This window comes from Symmachiella dynata (assembly GCF_007747995.1).
GTDB classification, from domain to species: domain Bacteria; phylum Planctomycetota; class Planctomycetia; order Planctomycetales; family Planctomycetaceae; genus Symmachiella; species Symmachiella dynata.
This window is the reverse complement of sequence record NZ_CP036276.1, coordinates 7,478,588-7,502,027: the sequence shown is the minus strand read 5'-3', so window position 1 is coordinate 7,502,027 and position 23,440 is coordinate 7,478,588. Positions and strand designations below refer to the sequence as shown.

Genomic DNA, 23,440 nt, shown 5'->3' with positions numbered 1-23,440 from the left:
CGTGCCGCCTCAAGCTTCCAACGCACGGAAGATTTGTTTTTGCTCGATGATGAACACACGGACGCTTTGCTCGCAGAACTTCGGCAGGTGTAGTAGGTGGGATTTCCTTTCCTGCAATCTTCTGTAACCGCCGATCAAGGAACCCTGACGCCGTTGACGAAGATTTGGCCGGTGGTGCCGACGGCTGAGAACGGGGTTGTTGCGCCGGTAATGATGTTGTTTTCCGTCCCGTGGAGTTCGACATCGCCGGTGACTGTGGAGAAGATAATTCCTTGGTCCACAAATCCATCGCCGCTGAGCAGTTGGATGCTATTGTTGTTGATCGTCACATCGGATGTGCCATTGATCGAGGAGAACAACAGCCCCGTGCCGCTTGAGACATTATCCACGATCACGTTGTCAAAAATATTGATGTCCGACGATTGGCCAATATTGAAATCGACTCCGATTCCATCAGCAGCATTGAAGACAATCGTGTTCTCGCCGATGTCTGTCTGCAATTGCCCGCTAGTTGTCAGTTGAAGACCCGTGGAGTTTTCGCCGTCAAATCCAAATACGTTCTGCCGGATTGTGACTTGGGCGAGATTGGATGTCGACGTAGTGTTGATGTCAATTCCATGGTTACCGTCTCCGCCTCCACCAATCGCATTCGCTAGGAATGATGCATTGAGGGTGCCATTCCAATCGATGTCGACCGCTTGAGTGCCATCGGCAGCCGCGCCAACAGCATTGGAATCAAAGCTTAACGAGAGCGTCCCGGGATCGGCGGACGCGAGGTTCGAGAATTTGACGGCGGTCGTTTTAATGTCATCAATCGAGTTTTCGATGATGGCGTAGTTGTAGCTTCCCGCCTCATCAAACTGACTGCGGAGACTGATTCCGTCGTTTCTGGCGAGAATGGAATTGCTTAATTCGAATTCTTGGACGTTCTGAAGGAAGATCCCCTCGTCGTCGGAGTCGGTGATCTCACTGGTTCGTACGATGAGGTGACTCGTCTCTGATGCTTGGATACCGACGGTGTTCTCATCGAAGATCACCGACTGCATACCCACCGACCCGGCCCCATCCAAGAACAGACCCGTGTCGGTTCCCGTGATCAAACCTCCGCTTCCGTCCGTACCATCACCCGTGACCAGAAAGGTTCCCGAACTATCCTGGATACGGATACCGGCACTGGTGTTGGAGCTGTCGACGCGCGTGAGAACGATGTCCATGCGTGAATCTTCCAGCGAAACGGCGGAGGCATCTTCTGCCGCGATTGTGCCATCCAAAATCTGCACGTCACCACCGTCCAGGGCAAACAAACCGGTGCCGTCACGGGTGATGACATCCAGATTGGTAAACGACGTGGTCCCCGTTACGTCCTGAATGTGTACGCCTTGGGAGCCGTTGAGGTTTTTGATGTAGGCATCGGTGAATGTTGCCGTTCCTTGCAAACCATTGACATTGATTCCCGCTGCGGCGGAGTTGACAACTTGAGTCTCTCCGACAAATTCCAATGTCCCCTCGCCCCCTTGAATCTCAATTCCGCTGGCCAAACTGTTGCGCACATCGATATCGCCGAAGATGATGTCGCCGTCATTATTTCTGACGAGAATCCCGGATCCTCCGTTGTCGACAATGTCAGTCTCTTCCAAATCGATGGTGCCGTTGTTGTTTTCGATCAAGACCGACCGACCGGCGGAGTTGGTGATTGTGCCATCGACGACCACGTCGGCTGAGCCGTTGTTCAGGTGGAATGCCGCTCCATTTATTTCAGAGAAGTCCATGTTCTCAAACAATACGGTCCTGGTCGCATCGGCCAAGAAGACACCGTCGCCGGTGGCGGATCGAATGCTGACATTGCGCACAGTCGCTCCGTCGATGTCGTCGCCCAGGATGCCATGTCCTGTAGTCTCTTCGATTGCAAAACCGGAGAATTCGGAACGTGAGGCCAAGGTCACCGCATTGCCCGAAATGCCACGAAGCACCGGAACTGTGGTTCCCGCTGTGGCTGAGGGAAGCATGACATCACCGTAGTTTTCCGTTGCCAAGTAATGTTCGACCCCTTCCCCTAACACGCGGTCGTCGGGGTTCAGCACGACGGCAGATTCAATCACACTCCCCGAATGCACATAGATCACGTCGCCGTCGACGGCTTGGGCTGCGGAGATTGACTGGTACGGATCGTCCAGCGTTCCGGAACCGGATCCTGTGGCGGACGTTTCAACGTGTCGAATGATATATGGCGTGCCGTTGCTGGGATTGATTACCGGAATGTTATAGAGATTGTCCTGTTGTTTGCTGACGATGATGTTGTAGTTGCGGTTTACGTAACGAGACATCTGTTGCAACTTACCATCAGAATCATCAACACCATGTGCGGGCCCGCCCAAACCAATGGATACGGCGAGTGTGACATTGGTGCCGAATGTATCGTCGTCGGTCAGTTCGACCTGCGTGGTAATCGTTTCAGTAATGTTGCCTTGGATACGAGTTTTAAAGCCGGTGATGTCGGGCGTTTGGTTGCCGAAGAACTGATAAAAACCCCCGAACACGCGTAGGTTATGATCCGATGCGAACTGCGACGGAACCAACCCTCCGAGTTCCATATCAAATCCTGGCTGAGCGTCGGCAATGATTCGCAAGCGATCAAAAACGATTTCGTTTCCAACAAAGCGAAAGTTCGACAAGCCGTTCACGCTGTTTTGGGTCGTGTCGCCAACAGGAATATAGATGTTGCTGCGGAAGTCCCAGATACTACCGTACGATTCCAATGAGAGCCCGGTTCCTTGAAAAGATGAACCGGACGAATCGTCGTAGTCATACCAGACGCTTGCGCCCAGCAGGCGGTTCCATGCCGGGATCCATTCGCGATAGCCAATCCCGCCGTTGCCGGTGAAGCGGGTATCGTTGTCCATGTTGAATCGTGCATCGCCAAAAAACATATAGTCTTCGGAGATCATGTAGGGCATGACTTCTAAGCTGGAGAGCGATTCATCGCGTCCGAAGGTCGGAAATGCGATATGCCGCAATCGACCGGTCACTCCCTGGAAGTCATCTTCAGCCTGCGCGATCATCGCAAAGGTGTGCAGGAGAAGGAATGGCACAGCAAACAATCCCAGCAACCCGCATGTGCGAATCAACCGCAGGTTGGTGCTGTTGTCTCGGCGTTTGATTTGATCAATCCGTTTTATGGGCGCCATGGAATCGTTCCTTAAGTGTATGCTGTGCATAACGTCAGACCTGACGGCATACAACGACGCTCAACGGCGATAAGACGCCCTGGTCGGTGTAGCCGGCCTGTGAGAATTGCGGAAAGAGAGGGGAGAGGTGAGTTGAGTCGAAGTTTCAAGCATGATCGATCGCCGGGTAACGGTCGTTACGATGCGCTTGATTGGAAAAGCTGAATACTTGGAAGCACGGCATTGTGTCAACAGGCAGGTTCGCGATCGAGATGATGACGAATACTTTTGAGTGTTTTGGGCACGATAGCGGTCAGTTGCAATGCCTCTTCGCGACGGAAGCCCTGAGCTCTTCGCTCAGAACTGAGAACGGTGTTCAGTTCTAAGGTTCGTCCCATCGCCGCGGGGCTTGATTGTCAAACAAGGAAGTACGCGGACCGTCGCTGAATGTGCCGGGACGATGGCAAACGAATTGCGTCGTCGCGAGCATGGACTTCCACTGGACACCGTTCCGATATAGATAGTGCTACCACAATTTGGGAACAGTGAATTGTATACGTAGAATTGGAGACGAGTAAAAACGATAACGCTCGTGTCAGAGGGGAAATGGATATGTCTCAAATCGGTTCAATCGCATCAAACCAAACTTTCGCGAGTATTCAGCAGCAACGCGGTATTGCACCAAGTTCAGTGGCGGAAACAGAAAAACAACGCGGCGCACATTTTGAGCAGCGGATTGACAATGTGCTGAACTCTGCGGGCATAGACCAGGAAACGATTGACGCCATTAAAACCGACTTGCAAACGGCCTTCGAATCCTCCGCGTCGTCCGGTTCCTTTCCGCCGGCTCCGGACGAAATGCGTGACATGGTGAATTCTGTATTCGCAGAGCATGGTCTTGACGCCGAAGAGATTCTGGGACGACGCGGATCCGGGGCGCCTCCTGGTCCTCCTCCGCCCGCTTCGCTCGATGACTCCACGCAAGATCTCTCCGTACTCCTCGAATCCTTGCTGGCGGGCCAACAAGATCCAGAATCGTCCAAACTGGCTGAGTCCGTGCTGTCTTTGCTTGTCGGTTTCGATACGACAGCGTGAAATTTTATCTTTTCAGACCTGCTTGCGGTACTCCTGAGGCGACTTTCCGGACCACTTCTTAAAGGCGGTACTGAAGGCCGAGGTTGATTTGTAACCGATCAACCGAGCGATTTCTTTCAGCCCGTAATGGTCTTGTTGCAGAAGATCACCGGCGCGGGACATGCGTGATTCAAAAAGGTACCGCATTGGGGTCTGCCGAACGAATTCGGTAAACCGCACAGCGTAGCGTGAACGGGACATACCGGCCAAATCGGCAAGCTGATCGACGGTCCACTGCGAATCGAGATGGTTGCGCATCATCAGCAGCGTGCTCACAATTCCGATTTCTACGGGAGTCTGGAACAACGTTTCACATGCGTCGCCGTTGATTCCCTGCTCGTGTCGTAGAGCGAGCGCGAAAACAGTTTGCACCATCGCATCAGCAATGGCTCCATATCCCGCCTGTTCGACATCGGCCTCGTGTCTTAACAGCGTCAACACATTCTTTAATGCCGGGTGTTGCATCGCTGACGGCACTTTCAGAAGTGGGGGCAATAGACTGACGAGCGACTCGACATCATTTCTCCCAAACGTCAGCTCCGCGGCAATCCATTGCGATGTTGGTTGAAGATGACCAGGCGTCGGCGGTTGGTGAAATGCCAACGGATAGGGGCCGGATGCCGTGACGATGAATAGATCGCCTTGCTCAACAATCGCCGAGGTATCGGCTACGCTGACAGATACCGGCGAGGGCTCGCTCAACACCCAATAGAACGCTGGCCCGCACAGCGCATGGTGAGCGGCCTCATCAGCGGTGAGTGATAGCAGCTTCAATGACGAACACTGCACTTCAATGACGCGCAGGAGTGCCGTGAGCGGATCAGAGAATGGTCGACGCGCCTGAGCCGTTGATTCTGTCGACAGGGATTGCAGCCCAGTAGTTTTCACGACAGGCATACAGAGCGGCCGTCTTGGAAGTGGCAGCGCCATTCTCTGGAAAAATCATGAGACATTGGAAAGGTCCTCTTTTTTGTTTCGATTAAATGGCGACAACATCCTTCGTCGTCTTTCAGTTTCGAGACAGTGCCGGGTCGATAGCCGCCTTCTTATCCGCTGCGACCGGACGACCATTCAGGAATGCGACAACCTAGCCAATCTCGGCATCCGGGGCATCGACGAATTCGTTGTCGTTGGCTTTCAGTCGGCAAAACTGTTCGTGCTGCGCGATCCAGGTGAACAGACGTTCCAGATGAATCGTGAATGATGCTTACATTGGATCCCGAGGGCTTTCATGTTCAAAACCGGATGGCCGCCAGCTTGTCAAAGCCGCTATCTCTCTATGCGATATCCGCGCGGCAATGGGGCCAAGAATCTTTGCGGATCTTGGAGATTGTGCGCTAATAGAGCAGGGGCGCGCATGCAAAGCGGAGTGTCGCTAACGTGCCGCCGCAATATCGCCGTGACAAAGAATTATTCGGTGGTGAGCAACTGCATCGCTTGGCTTTCGCGCGCAGCCAGACGGTCATCTGGTGGCAATTGCAAGTGCTGTAATTTCAGCGTTGCTTCGTTGAAAAAAATGTAGCATTCCAGCACAGCGAACCACGGTATCGGTCCCCGCAGACCGGATTCGTCGTTCAATTCGGTGATCCATTGATTGAGCGACTCCTGCGCCGTTTCAAGGGCTTGGTTTGCTTCGTCTGTTCGCCCCAGTTCGTGATAGACCAGTGCCAGGACGGGGTAAACGATCTTGTGGCCACCAAACCCCTCTTCACGATCGATGGCTTTGTTCAATAATTTGCGGGCACGCTCCAGATTGCCGGCTCGGTAGTGGGCTAAACCAGCGGTATAGTACTGGATGAGTTTGTGCATTCTACCCCGTGGACCAGGATTACCGCTGAGGCCGAACGGCATTTTTGGCTGGAGATTTCTCGGCGGCGGGCTCCCGCGAAACTTTCGGTCCCGCCCGCGATGGTCAAAGAATCGATGTCCAGGTTCCTGTTGCGACATGAGCAACTCATCCATCCGATGTGCCAGGGCTCTCGACGTCTCGACAGATTGCGGCTTTAGGCAGAGGCTGCGGACGGCGAAGTAGACCTGTGAACCATCAGCGGTCTCGGCCAATTGCTGGGACATGGCGGCGCAGATCTTTTCGTAAGATGTTTCGTCATTCGCATACAGCAGGAGTTGCGGCACGCCCCACCAGGAGGGATTGGAGGCCGGGGCACCCAGTTCGAGTGCTTTCGCGTAATCGCCGGCCGCTGCTCGCCAAGCGCCCAGCCGGGCATACAACGATCCGCGACCAGCCCACACCAAGTAGTGATCCGGCTGCAACTGTGTGGCTTTCGTATATTGCTGAAATGCTTCGGTCCAACGTTGTTCGTCGGCATTTGCCCGTGCACCATCCAGGAGCACGTTGGCTTCTTTCAACCGCTCGCCGAATTCAACAGCTTCGCGCCGCAAGTCATCGGCCTCTGTTTTGGCTTGTTTGAATCGAACCGCCTGCCATGTGCTGACGACTGTGCCGAGGACCAACGCGAGCACGATCAATGTGGCCGCCGTAAAGACCACCTTGTTGCGTCGCGTGAATTTTGCAAATCGATACCAAGTCGAGGGCGGGCGGGCGATCACCGGTTGTTCGTCGAGGTAGCGTTGCACATCGCGGGCCAGATCTGCTGCGGTCTCATACCGCCGCTGCCGATCCTTTTCGAGCGCCTTCATCACCACCCAATCCAGGTCACCCGACAACTCGCTGGCTACGGCCGGTGCGCGGGATTGCCGGACCGACGATGCAGCTGTCGTCTGCCGCGAAAGAGTGGTCAATCGCGCACTTGGACGGGCAGGTTCCTCCTCGCGAATCATGCGCCGCATTTCATCAAACGATGCCGTACTCAGTCTTTGCTGATCAAACGGCGTCGTCTCGGTGAGCAATTCGTACAACAGCACACCCAACGAGTAAATGTCGCTGCGGGTGTCGACGTCCACCGCGTTCATCTCCGCCTGTTCGGGGCTCATATACATCGGCGTGCCGATCATTTGAGCGAAACGCGTGTAGATGGTTTTATCGGTCATCGGTTCGTTGAGCGCTTTCGCGACGCCGAAGTCGATGACCTTCACCATGGGACCGGCATCATGTTGCGTCACCAGGACATTGGACGGCTTCAGATCGCGGTGAATCACCCCCTTCTGGTGCGCGTGTTGCACAGCTTGGCAAACGTTGATGAACAGTTCCAGTCGCTGGTGGATGGAGCACTGCTTCAGTGAGCAGAAATCGGTGATCGGCACTCCCCGCACCAACTCCATCACAAAGTAGGGCCGGCCGAATTCTGTTGTGCCGGCATCAAACACCTGGGCAATGTTGTGGTGGTCCATCATCGCCAGCGCTTGTCGCTCGGCTTCGAAGCGGGCGATCACTTCTCGGGAATCCATCCCCGGCTTGAGCAATTTGAGCGCCACGTGGCGTCGCACCGGTTTGCGTTGATCGGCGACGTATACCTGCCCAAATCCTCCTTCGCCGATTTTCTCCATCAATCGGTAATTACCAATGATTTCACCCGAACAATCGGGTTTTTCATTCGAGTTTTGGGATGGGACATACGTCGCGCTCGATAGATCTACGGCCTCAACGGCGCCTTTGAACTGTTCCTGTAGCAAACGCTGCGAACCGGCTTCGATGTCCAGCACATTGTCCGTTTGATCATAGGCCACAAGCAATTCATTGACTGCTTCACGCAGCGGTTGGTTCTCTCCACACGCCTCGGACAAATACAGATCGCGATCCGTCACGGAATCGTAATCCAACGCGGAGAGAAAGATCGATTTTTCAAGGTCGGCGGGCATCTGCTGGAATCCTCTGCTGGCGCTCACAGCTCACTGTAACTATATAAACGCCCTTTCTTATATGAGTTTCACGGAAGGGCGAATCTAGCGCACATTCGTTCATGCTTACACGATGCGGGTTGAGTGTCGGCCTCCAACAGACGGAATCCAAGTCCGTCACAACGGGTGCCCTCTAAAGACTATGCGAAATCCCGGCTAAAAAGAGGCCACGAAAATTGAGTTTTTCGTCGCCTTACTCTGATTGCCGATTGATTTCACGTTGCAGCCACGCTCGTGCGAAACTCCAGTTACGTTTGGCCGTGCGGGGAGAAATGCCCATGGCTGCCGCCGATTCATCCACGGTCAGCCCGCCGAAATATCGCAACATTACCAATTTGAACGACTCTGGATCCTTCTGCTGCAGTTTCTCCAAAGATCCATCAAGGGCAATTATTGCGTCGGAATCGGCAAAATTGACGTCCGCGATTTCCTCAGGAAGTTCAATCCGCTGCCGGTCGCCACCTTGTTTGAGGCTGGATTTGCGGCGGGCGGCCTCGATTAGAATTCGACGCATGGCTTCGGCTGCCGCCGCATAAAAATGTCCACGATTCTCCCAATTGGAATCGGACACGTCCGCGACCAATCGCAAATAGGCTTCGTGTACCAAGGCAGTGGGCTGCAAGGTATGGCCGACCGCTTCCTGCGACATTTTCTGGCTCGCCAGTTTACGGAGTTGGTCGTAAACCAACGGCAACAACTGCTCCGATGCGAGCCTTTCTCCGCGACTTATCGCCTCCAGGACTTGGGTTACATCGCCGTTTGTCAACGCTCGTATCCGGTCATTCGGGAAGTGGTGAGAACTCGCTATTTGCCAGTATATCTGCCATTGTATGCGAACGACAGGTTGAGGCAATTGGTTCATGGACAAGCGTAGGTCATTGTATGTTGTCGCCGAGTTTATCGTAGGTTCGCACCTCGAGCATGCTCCATCCTGCACATCGACACCACTTGTTTTGAATTCGCGATGTCAGCTACAACTCACCACAACCGCGCAATGGAGCCGGAGAAATTGAGACGTCGGTCCCCTCAAAAACTCATGGTCGCTCCCAATCAACGCCCTAGCCAAAAACTTGGCGTGCGCCGGGCCGAGTTCCCCCCGCGGCGATTTTAGAGAAGCGCGTAAAATAGGCTGCAGACGGTCCCCATCGTTTCGGTGGCCTTTTTGCGTTACCAAGCAGCACCAACCTCCGCTGACTTGCCCCGGCCATGCTCAACTCTCTTCCGCCGGCTGGCTGGTCTCAGCGTCGGTATCACCGACGACTTTCCGACGAGCCGCTGATTGGATTAGGACACCGATCCACCAGTGCGACGCAGCAGTCTGCCGGCCGACTGAACCACACAAAATGCAAAAGTGAGAGAGTTGTCAGTCCTGGCTTGCCGGCCGTCTTGAGGCGAAGATGGTCGTTGGGCATCGAGCTTATGCCGTGCAACCTCAAGCTTTCACTTCAGCAGGTGTCAACTAGTCGCCGATCGTCAAGATCATCGTGGCGGCAATTGAGGTCCCAAAAACTAAGAAGCCCAAGATAAATAATGCTGTTTCACTCATGGCGGCCTCCCATCATCAGTGTGCCAAACGAGAGGATCGAAGGGACCCATAAACCTACAAAGGCGCCCTGTTCTTTACTGCCGCTAAACCAGAGGGAAACGGAGAGTAAAAAGGAAGCTCCAGCGGCGACTACGTAAAGCCATTTCGCTAGTTGTTTCCGTGACATTGTGTATTCCTCGTAGACCGGTGCGTGTCGAATTAGAAAGGGGCTAGGCATACGTGCTTGCCCAACTGAGTCCATGAAGTGCGTGTCTGGAACTCAATTAGTTTTGTAGGCAGGACCGATCTTCGGACCACAACAAAACCTCACATTCATGCACTTTGGGTCTGAGGGACTGGTTGGCGGCGATTGCCATTTGCCGCTGCGGCGCTGTGCTGTGAGACGATTTGATAAAAGTCTCGCACATGGAGATTGCGAAGGGTACAATTTGAAGAAGCGTGTCACGACCGCTTGATATTCAGGCATGTACACAATGATGATTAATCCAGGCTTTCCGACTTATTGCTATCGCGTCGATGCTTGCGATGACTTGGTGTGGGTTGACGCTGCTTGGTTAGCGTTCGCACGGGAGAACGGTGCCGCGGAGTTAACCGAGAAGTCTGTCCAAGGGCGCAGCCTCTGGGAGTTCATTGCGGATGCGACGACGCAAAGTTTGTACCAAGAGATTCATCGGCGAATCCGCTTAACGGGCCAATCGTCGGTCATTCCCATTCGGTGTGACTCGCCGAACCTGAAACGTCAAATGCAACTGACGATTTCATGCGAACCGGAAGGGACATTGCATTATCGAAGTGTGCTGCTGCGAGTTGAATTGCAACCAAGATTTACGCTACTCGAGCCCAGTACGAAGCGAACAGCGGACGAACTGACGATGTGTAGCTGTTGCAAGAAATGTCTTGTCGAACAGACGGATTGGGTCGAACTTGAGATAATGGCTGCCCGGCTCAATTTGTTAGAAAATGAAACGGCTCCCTGTCTTCTCTATTCGGTCTGCCCCGGCTGTACTGATGCAGCACGCTCGTCCAGTCACTGAGCGAAAGCACGTCGGCCCAAGTGGACTCTGCCCGCATAGTGTTTCCAGGCGGACACTCCACATTCGTAAATGGGCACGGAATAGGCGGCCGTTTCCTTGGGGGAAACAATCCGGCTAGCGACGGTTTTCGAGTCGATGGTCGCACTCAAGCCTCCCATCGGTATACGCTACGCACCGACTGGATGCATGGTCCGATTTGGCAAAATCGAATTCTGTCCCAGGTCAAAATCGCCAATGCGGTCCGCCTGTGTGGTTCGATTTTGTTTTGCGAATATGCGAATCTGACTACAACACCCTGCGCCTCAGCGAGTCCGCACACCCACCAATTCGAGGGTAGATAGATATTCGATGCCAGTGTTCGATTTTAATTTCCAGGTCCAGGCACCGCTGATAGCCGTGCGGCAATTTCATTCCGATACCCGGGCGCTTAAGCGTCTGACTCCTCCCCCCACGATTGTTCAACTACACAAAATCGAACCGTTGGCGGAAGGATCGGTTTCAAAATTTACGCTCTGGGTGGGGCCGCTCCCTCTGCGCTGGAAGGCTGTGCACTATGACGTTTCGGAGCACGGTTTTACAGACGTACAGGAGGAAGGGCCCGCTGCGCAATGGCGTCATACGCACTCCTTCACGCGTGTGACAGATGACGTCACGGCAATCAATGAGCACATCGAATACGAGCATCGATCGGGATTTTGGGGAATCGTCACGCGGATTTTGTTCGCTCGTCCGAATCTGTATTTGATGTTTGCCTATCGAAAATTCGCCACGCGTTGGTATCTGCGACGGCAACTCCGCGACTGACTTGGCGGTAGACGCGCCGACTTCTTAAAGCGATTTCAACTATTTGGCCCTTTGGGGGATTGCCATGTTGGAGCGTACGTCTTCAATTCACTGAACGTTTTGAACGAATTTGGCCAGTGTTCATGACAGGTTTCAGTCAATCGACCCTCAGTTTACGGTATTTAACTCCAGAAACAAAAAGAAGTTAGGGGATTAGTCGCATGTTGAAAAGAACCACGATGTTGGCGTCGGCTCTGTTCGCAGTCACCGTTATCTGCAGCCCTGCGGTGGGGCAGGAAAAGGATATTGTGGATACAGCGGTGGGAGCGGGATCATTCAAGACGCTTGCTGCGGCCCTCCAAGCGGCTGATTTGGTCGAGGCGTTAAAATCTGAGGGGCCGTTCACAGTTTTCGCCCCGACCGATGAGGCCTTCTCGAAGTTGCCCAAGGGAACGGTCGAAACACTACTGAAGCCTGAGAACAAAGATCAGCTGGTCAGCATTTTGACCTACCACGTGACCAAGGGAATTGTCCCCGCGGCGAAAGTTGTCGAACTCAAAGGTGCGAAGACGTTGAACGGTCAGCAGGTCGACATCGCTGTGGCCGATGGCAACGTAAAGGTTGATGATGCAAACGTCGTGAAGACAGACATCCGTTGCAGCAACGGCATCATTCACGTCATCGATCAGGTCATTCTGCCAGCGACGGACGACATTCCGACTACCGCAGTCAAGGCCGGCAACTTCAGTACGCTGGTCGCGGCGGCCAAGGCTGCTGGACTTGTCGAAGCTCTTTCGAGTGCGGGACCATTGACCGTGTTCGCTCCTACGGACGAAGCCTTCGCCAAGCTCCCCGCCGGAACCGTCGAGAGTTTGTTGAAACCTGAAAACAAAGCCAAGTTGGCTGCCATCTTAAAGTATCACGTGGTAAAGGGTCGGGTCTATTCCGCAGACGCGCTTGCCGCCGGCAAAGCGAACACGCTTCAAGGCGACGCGCTTTCAATCGCGATGCATGGTCAAGCAGCTATGGTGAATGAAGCAAAGCTGATCGCGACTGACATCGATGCCAGTAATGGGGTGATTCATGTGATCGACTCAGTGCTGCTGCCTCCCGCTAAGCAGTCGGCCGTGCATCCTCGAAAGATGATCGAGCGGGCCATTGGCCAGGGTGCGCCGCTTTACAACTCCGGACATGCGAGCGAATGCGCACAAGTTTACATGAAGACAGCTAAGCAAATCCTAGCGATGGAAAATCACGGGATGTGTGCTTCGTCCGCACACAGGCTGGAGACTGCGGTCAGTATGGCAGAACGGACGAACTGTTCCCAGACCCAGGCCTGGACCATGCGTCGTGCTCTGGATGATGTCTACAGCCAAGTTCGATAAGCAGAATCCTTGAACGTACGTAGCCAGCCTCCACTCGATTGAGAATGGGGGCTGGCTTTTTGAGTGTTATGTTGCCCAGCAGTTTTCTTAGATGGTTCGAGTTCAAAGTTCAGAAGAAGAAAAGTCAAAACGATGTCTTGGAAAAAAATCATCTATGCCTGCCTCACCACGTTCTTGGTCGCGATCGCCTATTTTGGTTGGCGGCTGACGGCCAGAAGCGCTTATGAGACAGCGGAATACACCGTGATTGAAGCCGACGGTTCATTCGAAACACGCAGCTATCCAGACTTGATGCTGGCAACAACCAATAGGAAAGTTGAACCGAAAGGGGACGATGGTAGTTTCATGCGACTGTTTCAGTACATTAGCGGTGCCAACGACAATGAACAAAAAGTCGCAATGACAACGCCCGTATTCATGGAACCACAAAGCGACGAAAACCTGGGGCAAATGGGATTCGTGCTGCCGAAGGACGTCAGTGGAGAACGCGTGCCAGAACCCACTGATGATGGGGTCGCGATTGAAAAACGCGCTGGCGGAAAATTTGCTGTCGTTCGATTTGCCGGTCAAATGAATAGTGAAACGATCGCAAAGGCGACAAAGGATCTGCAACAGTGGATGGACAACCGCGGCTTCGTCGCAGGTGGCGAGCCGGAGCTTGCGGGATATGATCCCCCATGGACTCCGGGACCATTGCGGCGCAATGAGATTTTGATTCGGTTGCAGTAACGTGACTTAGCTCTACCCTGCTTGCGGGAAATCATGTTTGCCTGGCGATGAGGTTGAACTGCTCGACTGGCAATCCCGAGAACCGTCAAGAAGCGAAGAAAGGTTTGCAGCCATGGGATGGAAGTTAAACATCGACATGTGCAATGAAGCACACCCTAAACGACTGACTGGCTACATCCCGACGCCCGAACAATTCGAGGAAGCTCGGCGGCGGTTGAGAATGGAGCGTAGGGCCGACGCTGCTCGGACTGCCTCTAAGGCGAGCAGACTTTTTATGGCACTTGATTTGATTCGCGACAGACTGCTTTGAATTCGCAGTTCTCGAAGAAGATGTCTGGCCGAGCTACTGATGCAACCTGTTCAAAGTCCACGAAACTTTGCTGAAACTTGAGGAAGAATTGCTCATGTATTATCTCAAGTTGTACTGCTGCACGCTCCTGTGCTTTTTCGCGATCGACATGGTCTGGTTGGTCTTGGTTGCGCGTGGGTTTTACCAGAAGCACTTGGGGTTCCTGCTCAAGGACGATCCCAATTGGCCGGCCGCTATCGTCTTCTATCTCTTGTTTATTTTTGGGATGTTGGTTTTCGTCATCGTCCCCAGCCTAGATGCCGGCTCCACGAAAAAGGTGCTCGCGTTAGGTTGCTTGTACGGTGTAATCACGTACGCAACTTACGATCTAACCAATCTAGCGACAGTTAAAAATTGGCCGTGGATTGTGACTGTTGTGGATGTGATCTGGGGTGGGGTCTTAGCGACGTCAGTCAGCTATCTGGGCTACCTGGCCGGCAAGTGGTTGCAATGAGGTCGCTCGGGATATCCGCCTCACTCAAGAATTTAAGTGGGGCGAAATGAGCGAAATTATTTGGCTTGGCCTTCCTCTAACTCCTTGATCGCCTTCAAAACCTCTTCTGCTTCGGCCGTCTTGAGATCACTTTGAATGCGGCTTGAGTGCGATAGGCGATGCGCCTCCTCGAGCAACTGGGCGTACTTGGCTTCAAGTTTGCTTTTCTTGTTTGCGAATAATCCAAACATGAATACTCTCCCTATTCTTAGATGCTGACAACTTTGCGATCCGTGTCGTGTGACCATGCAGGGTTTAATCACCGCACAGTGTGCAGTCAGCGAAATGCTTACGGTTTAGTTGAATGGATTTCCTGTCGCGATTCCCGGACACATGCAGCGGCAATCGCTACCAGGCTTAAGCTCAACGCGGGTAGGCCGAACAATTTCCCCCATGCAGTCCGCTGATTGTGTCCGACTGTCCCCATTGGCTTTTCGCGAAGACGGAACTCCAAATTCATGCACGTGGAATCTAGCAGCTTCTGGAGCCTGCGAATTGATCTTAGATAGGATCCCGGAGGCAAACCGAGTTGCAAGAGCTTCAACCCGGTCGCCATGTGGGAAACATTGACAACGATCGAACGTCCCGTGAAGGACATTGAAAAACCGCTGCCGTCAAGCTCGCATTGTAAGAAGCCATGAAGCTGGCATTGCGATAAGTCCGTCACGATTAAGCCTCCGGCGACTCACCTTGACGCGTTGAAATACGGAGGGTGCCGTTCATTTTCCAGAGTGCGTGTTCTGAGTCAGGGGCCGTCGAACTTGGGATGTTCACCTCGAAGTTGTCGAACTCATAACTGATTTCCGCATCGCGACCCGTCAAATTGTCATATAAACCAGTCGCCAACTCAGGCCATGTCCGTGTGTCTGTCTGATTCGCCATGATCATTCTCTCCAACAGAGTTTATAGTTTGCCCGATCCAACGCCGGGAGTTACTTAGGAACTCTAGAACTCAAGCGATGAACGACAAGTCAAACAACCGCTCAAAGCTTCGCACACTCAGCCTGTGAGTCTGGATTAATTCGAGACGGCGGCATGAAGTTCACTCGAACCCCACCCACACCGGCATGCTGCCGCGACTGCATCCAGCAGAGATTACTGGGAATCACGCTGAACAACTTCACGAGGCAGCAGCAATTCGCTGGCTGAACGGGCCAGATAGGGGGGGACGGTCAGCAGTCTGACGGCACCGGCTGCTTGATGCACCTTCCACAGTTTGCCGTCGGTGCCGGCGGCGACTGGGATGCTGTAATAGCCGGCCTTGTGGTCGTCGAACGAAAAAAACTTCTTGCCGGTAGGATCGAGAATGGTGCCGGGTGATCCGCCGCCATACAGACCGACGACCGTGGTGCCGCGCGGCACATAGAAATAGAGCGACCAACGGCCACTGGTCTTGATCGGCTCATCGATGCTTGACTTGTAACTGACCGGCAGATCGGCGGGCCATTCCACGCTGGTCATGTCGCCGCCATCGGAGATGTTGAGCTTGTGCAGGCCGGTTGTCGTGACGGAGAGAGTGACCCAACGTGCCTTGCCGTCGGGCGGCACGCTGTTATCGCTGGCAACCAGTGTTTCGCGTTCGCCAGTTTGGCTTTCACCGCCGATTTTCGAGAGTTCGATCCGCACGTTTCCGCGATCGCGGTAATGGGCGATCAATCCACCGGTAATCTTCAGCGACAACTTCGCCGGCGCTTTCTCAATATAAGTGTAAAAAGTCCGGTTGCCGCGGCCGCGCGTAGCCACACCGGGAGCGGCTGATGTCAGCTTCAAGGACGTTCCCGGGACAAGCTCTTCGCTGTAGGCGATCGGCTCGAAGTCCAAACTTAGCAGTTGATGCTGTTCAATTCCTTCGCGCAGAAAGCTATTCAGTTCCTCTGCACTGAAAGGTGTACTCGTTTTCCAAGGATTCTTTGATTCAGCCACCGACCACGTGGCATCAACAGGAATCGAGACCTTCTTATCGCGGGCGACGACGTCGCGATACAGCGCTTTGGCGTGGACGAGCATGGTTTGCCGCATGCGGTACGTGTGGCGAATCATGGCTTCGAACGCCGCCTGCCGTGCTGAGCCCTCGGCATGCTGGTAGCGGTCAAAGAGGTCGACATAGCGGGCATACAGGATCAAGTCGTTCAATCGTGCTTTAATGCGTTCTGATGATTCGTCGGAAGCGGCAGTTTTGTCGCTGGCCAGTAGTTGCTTTGCCGAGTCGAGTGCGCGGAACATTCTTCCGAGTTGATCGTCGAACGCCAAATGCGGCTTTGATCCATCGAGCTGCTGATAGAACTCGCGCATCGGTTCTTTTGCGGGGCCAAAGCAGTTGGTGAGGAAGTCTTCGGTCAAGTCATCGACTTGTTTGGCTTCATCGACGTCCCACAACATGCGCGATGCGAGATAATAGCCGAGGCCATTCGGACCCCAGTTATCGCTCGATTCGGCCGACATGAACCGTGCCCCACTGGCGTGAAAATCAGGAATCGTGCGGCGAAGATAGTCGAGTTTGCTGCCTCGAGCGTGTCCAGGTTGATCGCGGTCCCAGACATTCACGCTGTAGTATTCACGGATTCCGAGAGTCGCCCCCTGTGCCGACCAGCCGGTGATGATCTCGTCCAGCGACTGCCCCCCTTTGATAAATGCAGTCGCCACGCTGACGACGACATTGGAGTTGACCAACACGCTCGGCGGGGGTGAGTGATAGTTGTAGGCGTATATTCCTACGAGTTTGCCTGGGAATTGTTTGCTCACAGCGGACGCGACTTCGTTCGCCAAGGTCGTCGCCTGATCGCTCACCGAGCCGAGTTGGGTACACTTCTCACATTCGCACCAACCGCCACCATCGCTGGGATCCATCGAGATGCTGTCGAGGTTCGGGTCTTTCTCAAGTCGCTGCAGAGCATACTGCACAAACAAGGAGCGTACCGCTGGATTTCCGAGACAAGGTTTTGGGTTCTTGACCGGCTTCCGGTCGCCATCCAGCAATGGCCAATATTCGGGATGCCGATCAAACTCTTTTCGTGCGTCTTTAACGACGCGGTCATATGCGTGGCCCGTGTTGAGGTGAATCCCTGGAACACAACGATTCCGCGCGCACCATTGCTTGTATGGCTCAGAGTTGTAATCCCACATACCATAGCCGTACCAGATTCGTCGCGAGAGGTAATCGGGCCGCTGGAAGGTGTCCACTTCGATGTTCAGATTCGGAACCGTGGGCACGACCTCCCAAATCTCCCCGGGAAAGAATTGGCGATGTCCCAGGCGATAAAGCAAGTCCCATATCGCATGTTCCACGGCGAGTTCCGTCGCACCGATCAACCAAATTCCATCGGAGTGCGATCGTAATAGATACTCTTCGCGGCGGTTGATATCAGTCGAATCAAAATCGGACAACAACTTGAGCGAGGGAAAACTTCGCGCAGTGCCGACGGCAATTCCGTGCGTGCCATCGCCCGTGGTCACTTCAAAGCCCGAACGGCTGATCCGCCCCAGATAATCAGCAAGTGTCTTTGCCGCTAGCTGGAGACGATCCGAGGCGCTTTCCGATACAACGACTGGAAAATGCGACTTGCCGTCGGCGGCCAGTTGGACGGCATCGCTGGCCATCGCAGGCGCAGCTAGCAGAGCGACCATATGAAAGACGAGCACACAACTGGTTCTGATCATTTTCTTCAACGTCTTCCATTCTTAGAGGCCAATTCACAGATTGATGCCGACGAATCCTCAAGCAGCGACTGTCGATACCCGCGATCGGGAAGATGTCAACGGTCGCGTGATCTACGAAAGATTCAATAAATCATCCCGTCCGTCGGCTTCCTGTATGAATGGACAGCGTAACAATAGGCGACTAGTTCGGGAATCCTCACTGTTTCGCAAATCCTTTGAAAGTCGGCGAGTCTTTAAAACCTCGTTGGCAACGTTTTGACAATGCGGTCCATTTATGACACAGCTCGGGACCGAATCTCAACAGGCTCTGATATAGCGGTCCTCTTCGCGAAAGCTGGGTGGAAACTGCGTCGAAGTTTCACGCCGATGCGGCGTAGCCAACGGCCATTCAAACCCGTGGCCGATAGGGCCTGAGTTAGTTAGCAACAGCCTGTTGGGACCTCAATGCGTTTCCGCCCTCACCGGAACTCTCTGCAGATTATCAGAGATTCTTTAGGTCATCGAGCCGCTTGTAGTATTTTGACAGAGGGTCGACTGGTTCGTCATAAATGACGACCCATCCACATTCGGGTTCTACCTCCTGTGTCTCTTCGTTTTGACTAACGCCAAGCAATCCTCCAACCAATCGCATCTCTGTCTCGACATCCCCCCAATGAACTTTCAATGCGACGTTAGTGAAACAAGAAGGAATAGACGCTAACCCGATGCCTTGGGGGTCATCCCCGCGTTCACGCCAAGTCTGTTTGTCATCGATTTCCAGCCGTTGCCGCCAATCATCAAGATAAGGATTCCGGTAAAGGCTTTCATCGCTGTCTTGAAAGTAGGGAAACAATACGTTTGCCCATCCGGTCATTACATCAGCCCCTGAACTGCTGTTGAATCTGAACATGGATTTCCAGAAATCGGCTTCAGGATTTCCGCTCTTGGCAGATTCAAATTGCTCCAATATGGGGTCCAAAGCTTCAATCCATTCTTTAAGTCCGTAGTCTTTAAATCGCCGTGTCCGTGCACGGAGGTCTTGCCAATCTTCTAATGTTCCTGTGAGCGTGACATTGGGTATACCACACCCTGCGAACATCTCGAATTCAAAGTAGGACTTAAACGCGTCCATGGCCATCAAGTGCGATATCGCTCGCTCGACAGGACCGGTGGTGCTGAAGTCAGCTTGTACTAACGAAGCTAGGTCTCCCGTGCGGTCTGCCAACTGAATGCTGAACTCCTCAAAAACTTCGGGCCAGGGATTGTCCTCACCTGGGGCGAAATCCATGCGATTCACCACAAGTTTTTCTTTGCCTTTGTGACTGACGAAACGGTGCCGGAGTTCTTCGGCATGCTCATTCACATGCAATGCGAAACCGCGTGCTATCGTTATCCAGATGGCGTCTGGCGAGAGTCGCAGCGGCATATGGTTGTAGAAGGCAATCCGAATGGCTGAAAGCAGCGCATGGTCGTTGTCACAAGCTACTAACGGATTTCTCGGGAGCCAGCTTGCCTCGATTGGCCTACGCAATGCGATTCTCAACGCGCCGACATAGTCTACGGTTTCGAGCTTCTTTGTCGGTCTTACCTCGGGCGAAACCTCAAAAGTCGTGTCTCCCATCTCTATCCTCCCAGGAGTTCTGCAGCTGAGATTCTCGAAAAAGTCAATCGTATTGTATTAGAAAACGCCTAGGAAATCTGGCCCAATAGAGCTTAGTCAGTCAGCAATTATCGCGCTTAAGAGTAACACTCCGGGATCAGAAATGTACTCTGCTAAACGGCGTCGGCTTCCTGTATGAATGGACAGCGTAACAACAGGCGACTGGTTCTGGAATCGTCACTGTTTCGCAAATCCTTTGAAAGTCGGCGAGTTTCATAAACCTCGTCGGCAACGTTTTGACAATGTGGTCGTTTTACGATGTGAACGCGTAACGGGGGGGATTTGATTCAGTTCCGCGGGTTGAGCGGTGGTCACCACGGAAACCGCCTAGTAGTCCTTACCCCACCGGACTACGATGGGGGCGAGCGCCGCTGTATGCGGACTGAGTTAGCATCAACAATGTCAAGAACGAGTGAGCCCCGATAATGGATGCTGAGGAATTTTCCAATCGAGACCAGCTTCGAGAAATGCTCGAAGCCAACACGAAGATCCCGGCACGCCTCGTTGAAAGCTTGATGTCGAGTGACGATCGAGAAGAGAACGCCGACGCATACTATTGCTTGTCGCAGTTATGGAAACGCATTCAACCAGAGATGGAAGTCTGGTTCACAGCACCCTTCGTCTTCGACTTTCTCATCCGCAGCATCACTGAACCGCATGAAAACGCCGATTTCAATTCGAATGCTCTGAGTTCCTATGAAGCCGCCCGTAATCTACTGGGGATCCTGGTGGGTTGGTTTGATCACCCACAGGGAGAAACAATGATTGCGGACCTAATCAAACGGATCGACCGCGCGTTTCTCGACGGCGACAAATCAATTCGACTCTGTATTGAAACTGGTTTTTTGGAACACGCACTGGAGTATCCACAGCTGCGCCCGCTCTTCGCCCATTGGTCTGATCACCCCGAAATGCGAGACGCACACACCCATGCACTGGAATGGGGCCTCGCTCACGAGCACACTCAATAGCGAAGCCGGTGAAATGAACGCTGAATCTGACGGCGTCTGTTTGCCGTAAAACGTTGGTTTGAAACAACGTGTAGGAATTCTGGCCCAACAGTGCTTGGTCTGGCAGCAATTATCGATTGCCTAGGAGTAACACTCCGGTACCAGAAATGTACTCTGTTAACCCGCGCCACCGTCAGCGTCTGATTGGACGATTCATATCGCGGACGGCCTTGATGACAAAGAGCGTCAGAAGCACAGCCGCAATCAGAATCGAGACGGCTATCCAGGGATGCTGATCGCTGGCGAGCCGGCCGGATTCTGTATGACCGGGAATGTACTGGATGCTGATCGTGTCTCCCTCCGGTTGCCACATGCTGCCCATTCTTGCGACAACGGTTGCAGACTGATTGTCAGTCGGGTCGACATACTCCACTCTTAAGTCGTGGGCGATCACAGTCATGTCTTTGCCGCGCTCTCCTTCAATGGCATCAACGGAAACGATCGACCCTTGTACTGTCTCGCCGAAGGTAAGGTATCGCAACTCGGTGAATGTGAAGAAGACTACGGCAATCGGCAGAAGGAGTGCGACTAGTACGCCCCTTCGCTCAAACCAATTTAAGTCGGAACTCATGTTTATATTCCCAATTGGAATTTTTGTAGAAGGAATCTGAACCGAACGCACAAGAGGCAGATCGATTCGATGATACCGTCCAACAGCGTGCCAATCCACTACTTAGCGTCATTCTCGCCCGTCTCAATGCGCTTCCGGTGGCCAGATATACCTTGCAACTTCCCCGCATTCGTTTCCGAGAACAAGAATTCGGCGACAAGACACCAGCGTGATCCCGGTGCGGGTCATGGTCTTTTTCTCTTCAGCCGGCCTATTCGTCACAGGATCTCGCTATATTAGCGAGTTCATGCTCGCATCCAGTCTGACAACCCAGAGTTGTTTCGCATGGGACGCTGATTGCTCCAGGGCAATGTGACCGGGGGCAGTTTGTTTCCTCAGCCTGTGGGGCCACTGCAAATCGAGGCGAAACTGTCTGAATAGAAAGAAACTTGTGGAGGAAGAGATACCAGCCGTGTATCATCGGCTTAACTCTCCACCGATGAGGGTGCGATAGATTGCCACTGGGAAATGCCAGCTTAGCAGCCCGTTGAAAAACCCCCGTTTGACACATCGATTACAATCTCCACCTGAATATGATCATCGTACGGAGGATTCCAAAATGGCGTTGGGGAAGCGGCGGTCGGAACGGCAGGGGGAGTTTTGGGTGGCGGCGACCGACTTGTCGAGCGGGCCGCAGCATCTGTTTTATGAAAAGCTTAATGCGATCCTGGCCGAGGCTGACTTCGATGACTTTGTCGAAGAGTTGTGCGAACCTTTTTACGCAGGCGGCGGTCGGCCGTCGATTCCGCCGGGCGTGTTTTTTCGCATGATGTACGTGGGCTATTTCGAGGGCATCGATTCGCAACGCGGCATCGCTTGGCGGTGCGCAGACAGCCTGTCGATCCGGCGATTTCTGGGCTACCGGCAGCACGAAGCGACGCCCGATCATTCGAGCCTGAGCCGCATCCGCACCCGCTTGCCGCTGGAAGTCTTTCACGACGTGCACGTCTGCGTGCTGCAGTTGTTGATCGCAAACAAGCTCGTCGACGGGACGACAGTCGGCGTGGATGCGACACTGCTTGAAGCCAACGCGGCGATGAAATCGATCGTCCGCAAAGACAACGGCGAGGATTGGGAAGAGTACATCAAGCGACTGGCGGCCGAGGACGGCATCGAAATCAAAACCAAGGCCGAGCTCATTCGCTACGACAAACAGCGCAGCAAAGAGGGAAAGAAGAAAGTTTCCAACGACGAGTGGGAGTCGCCGTCCGACCCCGATGCTCGCATCGCCAAGATGAAAGACGGTCGCACGCATCTGGCCTACAAGGCCGAACACGTCGTCGACCTCGACACCGAAGCGATTCTCGACGCGGAAATTTATCACGCGAACGAAGGGGACACCGCCACGCTGATTCCGAGTCTTGAGCAGGCGCAAAAGTATTTGGATCGGGCGAGCGGTTGGACACGGGACATTAAAAAGGTGGTGGCCGACAAAGGTTATCACGCAGTTGAAACGTTGGCGCGTTGTGCGACATTGGGTTGGGGGTGCGGCGGCATGAAGACGTATATCCCCGAACCGGAAAGGAAGTACGAATGGAGTTGGCTCGACCGGCCCGATGCACAACAGCAAGCCGTGACGAACAACCACCGCCGCATGCAGCGCGCGTACGGCAAGCGGTTGCAGCGTCGTCGCAGCGAAGTGGTGGAGCGCAGTTTCGCACACGTGTGCGAGACGGGCGGCGGCCGTCGCAGTTGGCTTCGCGGGATCGACGAAGTCAGAAAACGGCACCTGATGACGGCAACAGCGCACAATTTAGGCCTGGTGCTGCGCAAGCTGTTGGGAACGGGAAAAGTGCGACAATTCGGGTCGTTGTGCGCGGGAGTTTTTGTGCAATCTTGCGGCGTAATCCGCCGATTCGCGTGTCTGGGGTCGTGTGCTAGACAACTGCGCGCCATATTTCGCAAACATCACATCAACCAAGCCCAGGCCGCGTGAGCCCAAAACCAATCGTGACAGTCGCGGACGCGGAGTAATTCAACGGGCTGTTAGGGGGTCAGCGAGCGATTGTTTCTCATTGACGGTTTTTGCCTATGCGATTTGTCTGATATTTAGAACTCTGCAGTCACGGTGGTCACAATTTAATTCATGCG

General features: G+C 53.7%; 19 protein-coding genes. 10 read left to right on the top strand and 9 right to left on the bottom strand.

Annotation, left to right across the window (positions count from 1 at the left end; translation table 11 throughout):
- Nucleotides 1-134: 134 nt before the first annotated feature.
- A complete protein-coding gene (locus tag Mal52_RS28505; protein WP_197534536.1) occupies nt 135-3,185 on the bottom strand; it encodes a right-handed parallel beta-helix repeat-containing protein in 3,051 nt (1,016 codons plus the stop codon).
- A 591-nt stretch (nt 3,186-3,776) separates the two neighbouring features.
- Here Mal52_RS28505 and Mal52_RS28500 point away from each other — a divergent pair.
- Nucleotides 3,777-4,259 carry a hypothetical protein gene (locus Mal52_RS28500; RefSeq protein WP_145380291.1) on the top strand — a complete coding sequence of 161 codons (483 nt, stop codon included), beginning with the start codon at nt 3,777-3,779 and terminating at the stop codon, nt 4,257-4,259.
- 12 nt (nt 4,260-4,271) lie between these two features.
- Here the strand turns inward: Mal52_RS28500 and Mal52_RS28495 are convergent, their stop codons facing one another.
- Nucleotides 4,272-5,195, bottom strand: coding sequence for an AraC family transcriptional regulator (locus Mal52_RS28495; protein ID WP_197534535.1), 924 nt, complete (start codon nt 5,193-5,195; stop codon nt 4,272-4,274).
- Between the two features lie 73 nt (nt 5,196-5,268).
- Between Mal52_RS28495 and Mal52_RS28490 the strand changes: the two genes are divergently transcribed.
- The gene (locus Mal52_RS28490; RefSeq protein ID WP_145380289.1) at nt 5,269-5,502 is read left to right on the top strand and encodes a hypothetical protein; all 234 of its coding nucleotides are present in this window, start codon (nt 5,269-5,271) and stop codon (nt 5,500-5,502) included.
- Nucleotides 5,499-5,639: a hypothetical protein gene (locus Mal52_RS30045; protein ID WP_197534534.1), complete on the top strand. Its 141-nt coding sequence runs from the start codon at nt 5,499-5,501 to the stop codon at nt 5,637-5,639. Before Mal52_RS28490 ends, Mal52_RS30045 begins: the two co-directional genes overlap by 4 nt.
- A 69-nt stretch (nt 5,640-5,708) precedes the next feature.
- Here the strand turns inward: Mal52_RS30045 and Mal52_RS28485 are convergent, their stop codons facing one another.
- Entirely contained in the window at nt 5,709-8,075 is a 2,367-nt protein-coding gene (locus tag Mal52_RS28485) for a serine/threonine-protein kinase (protein ID WP_145380288.1), read from the bottom strand.
- Nucleotides 8,076-8,307: 232 nt separating this feature from the next.
- Entirely contained in the window at nt 8,308-8,880 is a 573-nt protein-coding gene (locus Mal52_RS28480) for an ECF-type sigma factor (RefSeq protein WP_231962475.1), read from the bottom strand.
- Between the two features lie 1,253 nt (nt 8,881-10,133).
- Between Mal52_RS28480 and Mal52_RS28475 the strand changes: the two genes are divergently transcribed.
- From Mal52_RS28475 to Mal52_RS28455, 5 genes are all read left to right on the top strand, one after another.
- Entirely contained in the window at nt 10,134-10,694 is a 561-nt protein-coding gene (locus tag Mal52_RS28475) for a hypothetical protein (protein ID WP_145380286.1), read from the top strand.
- A 348-nt stretch (nt 10,695-11,042) separates the two neighbouring features.
- Nucleotides 11,043-11,498, top strand: a complete 456-nt coding sequence (locus tag Mal52_RS28470; protein ID WP_145380285.1) for an SRPBCC family protein — start codon at nt 11,043-11,045, stop codon at nt 11,496-11,498.
- 200 nt (nt 11,499-11,698) lie between these two features.
- Nucleotides 11,699-12,862, top strand: a complete 1,164-nt coding sequence (locus Mal52_RS28465) for a fasciclin domain-containing protein (RefSeq protein WP_145380284.1) — start codon at nt 11,699-11,701, stop codon at nt 12,860-12,862.
- A gap of 132 nt (nt 12,863-12,994) precedes the next feature.
- The gene (locus Mal52_RS28460) at nt 12,995-13,591 is read left to right on the top strand and encodes an SOUL family heme-binding protein (protein ID WP_145380283.1); all 597 of its coding nucleotides are present in this window, start codon (nt 12,995-12,997) and stop codon (nt 13,589-13,591) included.
- Between the two features lie 404 nt (nt 13,592-13,995).
- Complete coding sequence (locus Mal52_RS28455) at nt 13,996-14,394, top strand: DUF2177 family protein (protein ID WP_145380282.1); 399 nt, start codon at nt 13,996-13,998, stop codon at nt 14,392-14,394.
- 56 nt (nt 14,395-14,450) lie between these two features.
- On the opposite strand, the gene Mal52_RS28450 is transcribed toward Mal52_RS28455, so the two are convergent.
- From Mal52_RS28450 to Mal52_RS28435, 4 genes are all read right to left on the bottom strand, one after another.
- Nucleotides 14,451-14,624, bottom strand: a complete 174-nt coding sequence (locus Mal52_RS28450; protein ID WP_145380281.1) for a Lacal_2735 family protein — start codon at nt 14,622-14,624, stop codon at nt 14,451-14,453.
- Between the two features lie 478 nt (nt 14,625-15,102).
- On the bottom strand, nt 15,103-15,315 hold the full coding sequence (locus tag Mal52_RS28445) for a hypothetical protein (protein ID WP_145380280.1): 213 nt from the start codon (nt 15,313-15,315) through the stop codon (nt 15,103-15,105).
- A gap of 213 nt (nt 15,316-15,528) precedes the next feature.
- Complete coding sequence (locus Mal52_RS28440; RefSeq protein WP_145380279.1) at nt 15,529-18,090, bottom strand: DUF4838 domain-containing protein; 2,562 nt, start codon at nt 18,088-18,090, stop codon at nt 15,529-15,531.
- A gap of 481 nt (nt 18,091-18,571) precedes the next feature.
- Nucleotides 18,572-19,690, bottom strand: a complete 1,119-nt coding sequence (locus Mal52_RS28435) for a DUF4419 domain-containing protein (RefSeq protein WP_145380278.1) — start codon at nt 19,688-19,690, stop codon at nt 18,572-18,574.
- 464 nt (nt 19,691-20,154) lie between these two features.
- Between Mal52_RS28435 and Mal52_RS28430 the strand changes: the two genes are divergently transcribed.
- Nucleotides 20,155-20,700 carry a hypothetical protein gene (locus Mal52_RS28430; RefSeq protein ID WP_145380277.1) on the top strand — a complete coding sequence of 182 codons (546 nt, stop codon included), beginning with the start codon at nt 20,155-20,157 and terminating at the stop codon, nt 20,698-20,700.
- 172 nt (nt 20,701-20,872) lie between these two features.
- Here Mal52_RS28430 and Mal52_RS28425 read toward each other — a convergent pair whose 3' ends face one another.
- Complete coding sequence (locus Mal52_RS28425; RefSeq protein ID WP_145380276.1) at nt 20,873-21,310, bottom strand: hypothetical protein; 438 nt, start codon at nt 21,308-21,310, stop codon at nt 20,873-20,875.
- A 598-nt stretch (nt 21,311-21,908) separates the two neighbouring features.
- Here Mal52_RS28425 and Mal52_RS28420 point away from each other — a divergent pair.
- The gene (locus tag Mal52_RS28420; RefSeq protein WP_197534285.1) at nt 21,909-23,285 is read left to right on the top strand and encodes a transposase; all 1,377 of its coding nucleotides are present in this window, start codon (nt 21,909-21,911) and stop codon (nt 23,283-23,285) included.
- The last annotated feature ends 155 nt before the right edge of the window (nt 23,286-23,440 follow it).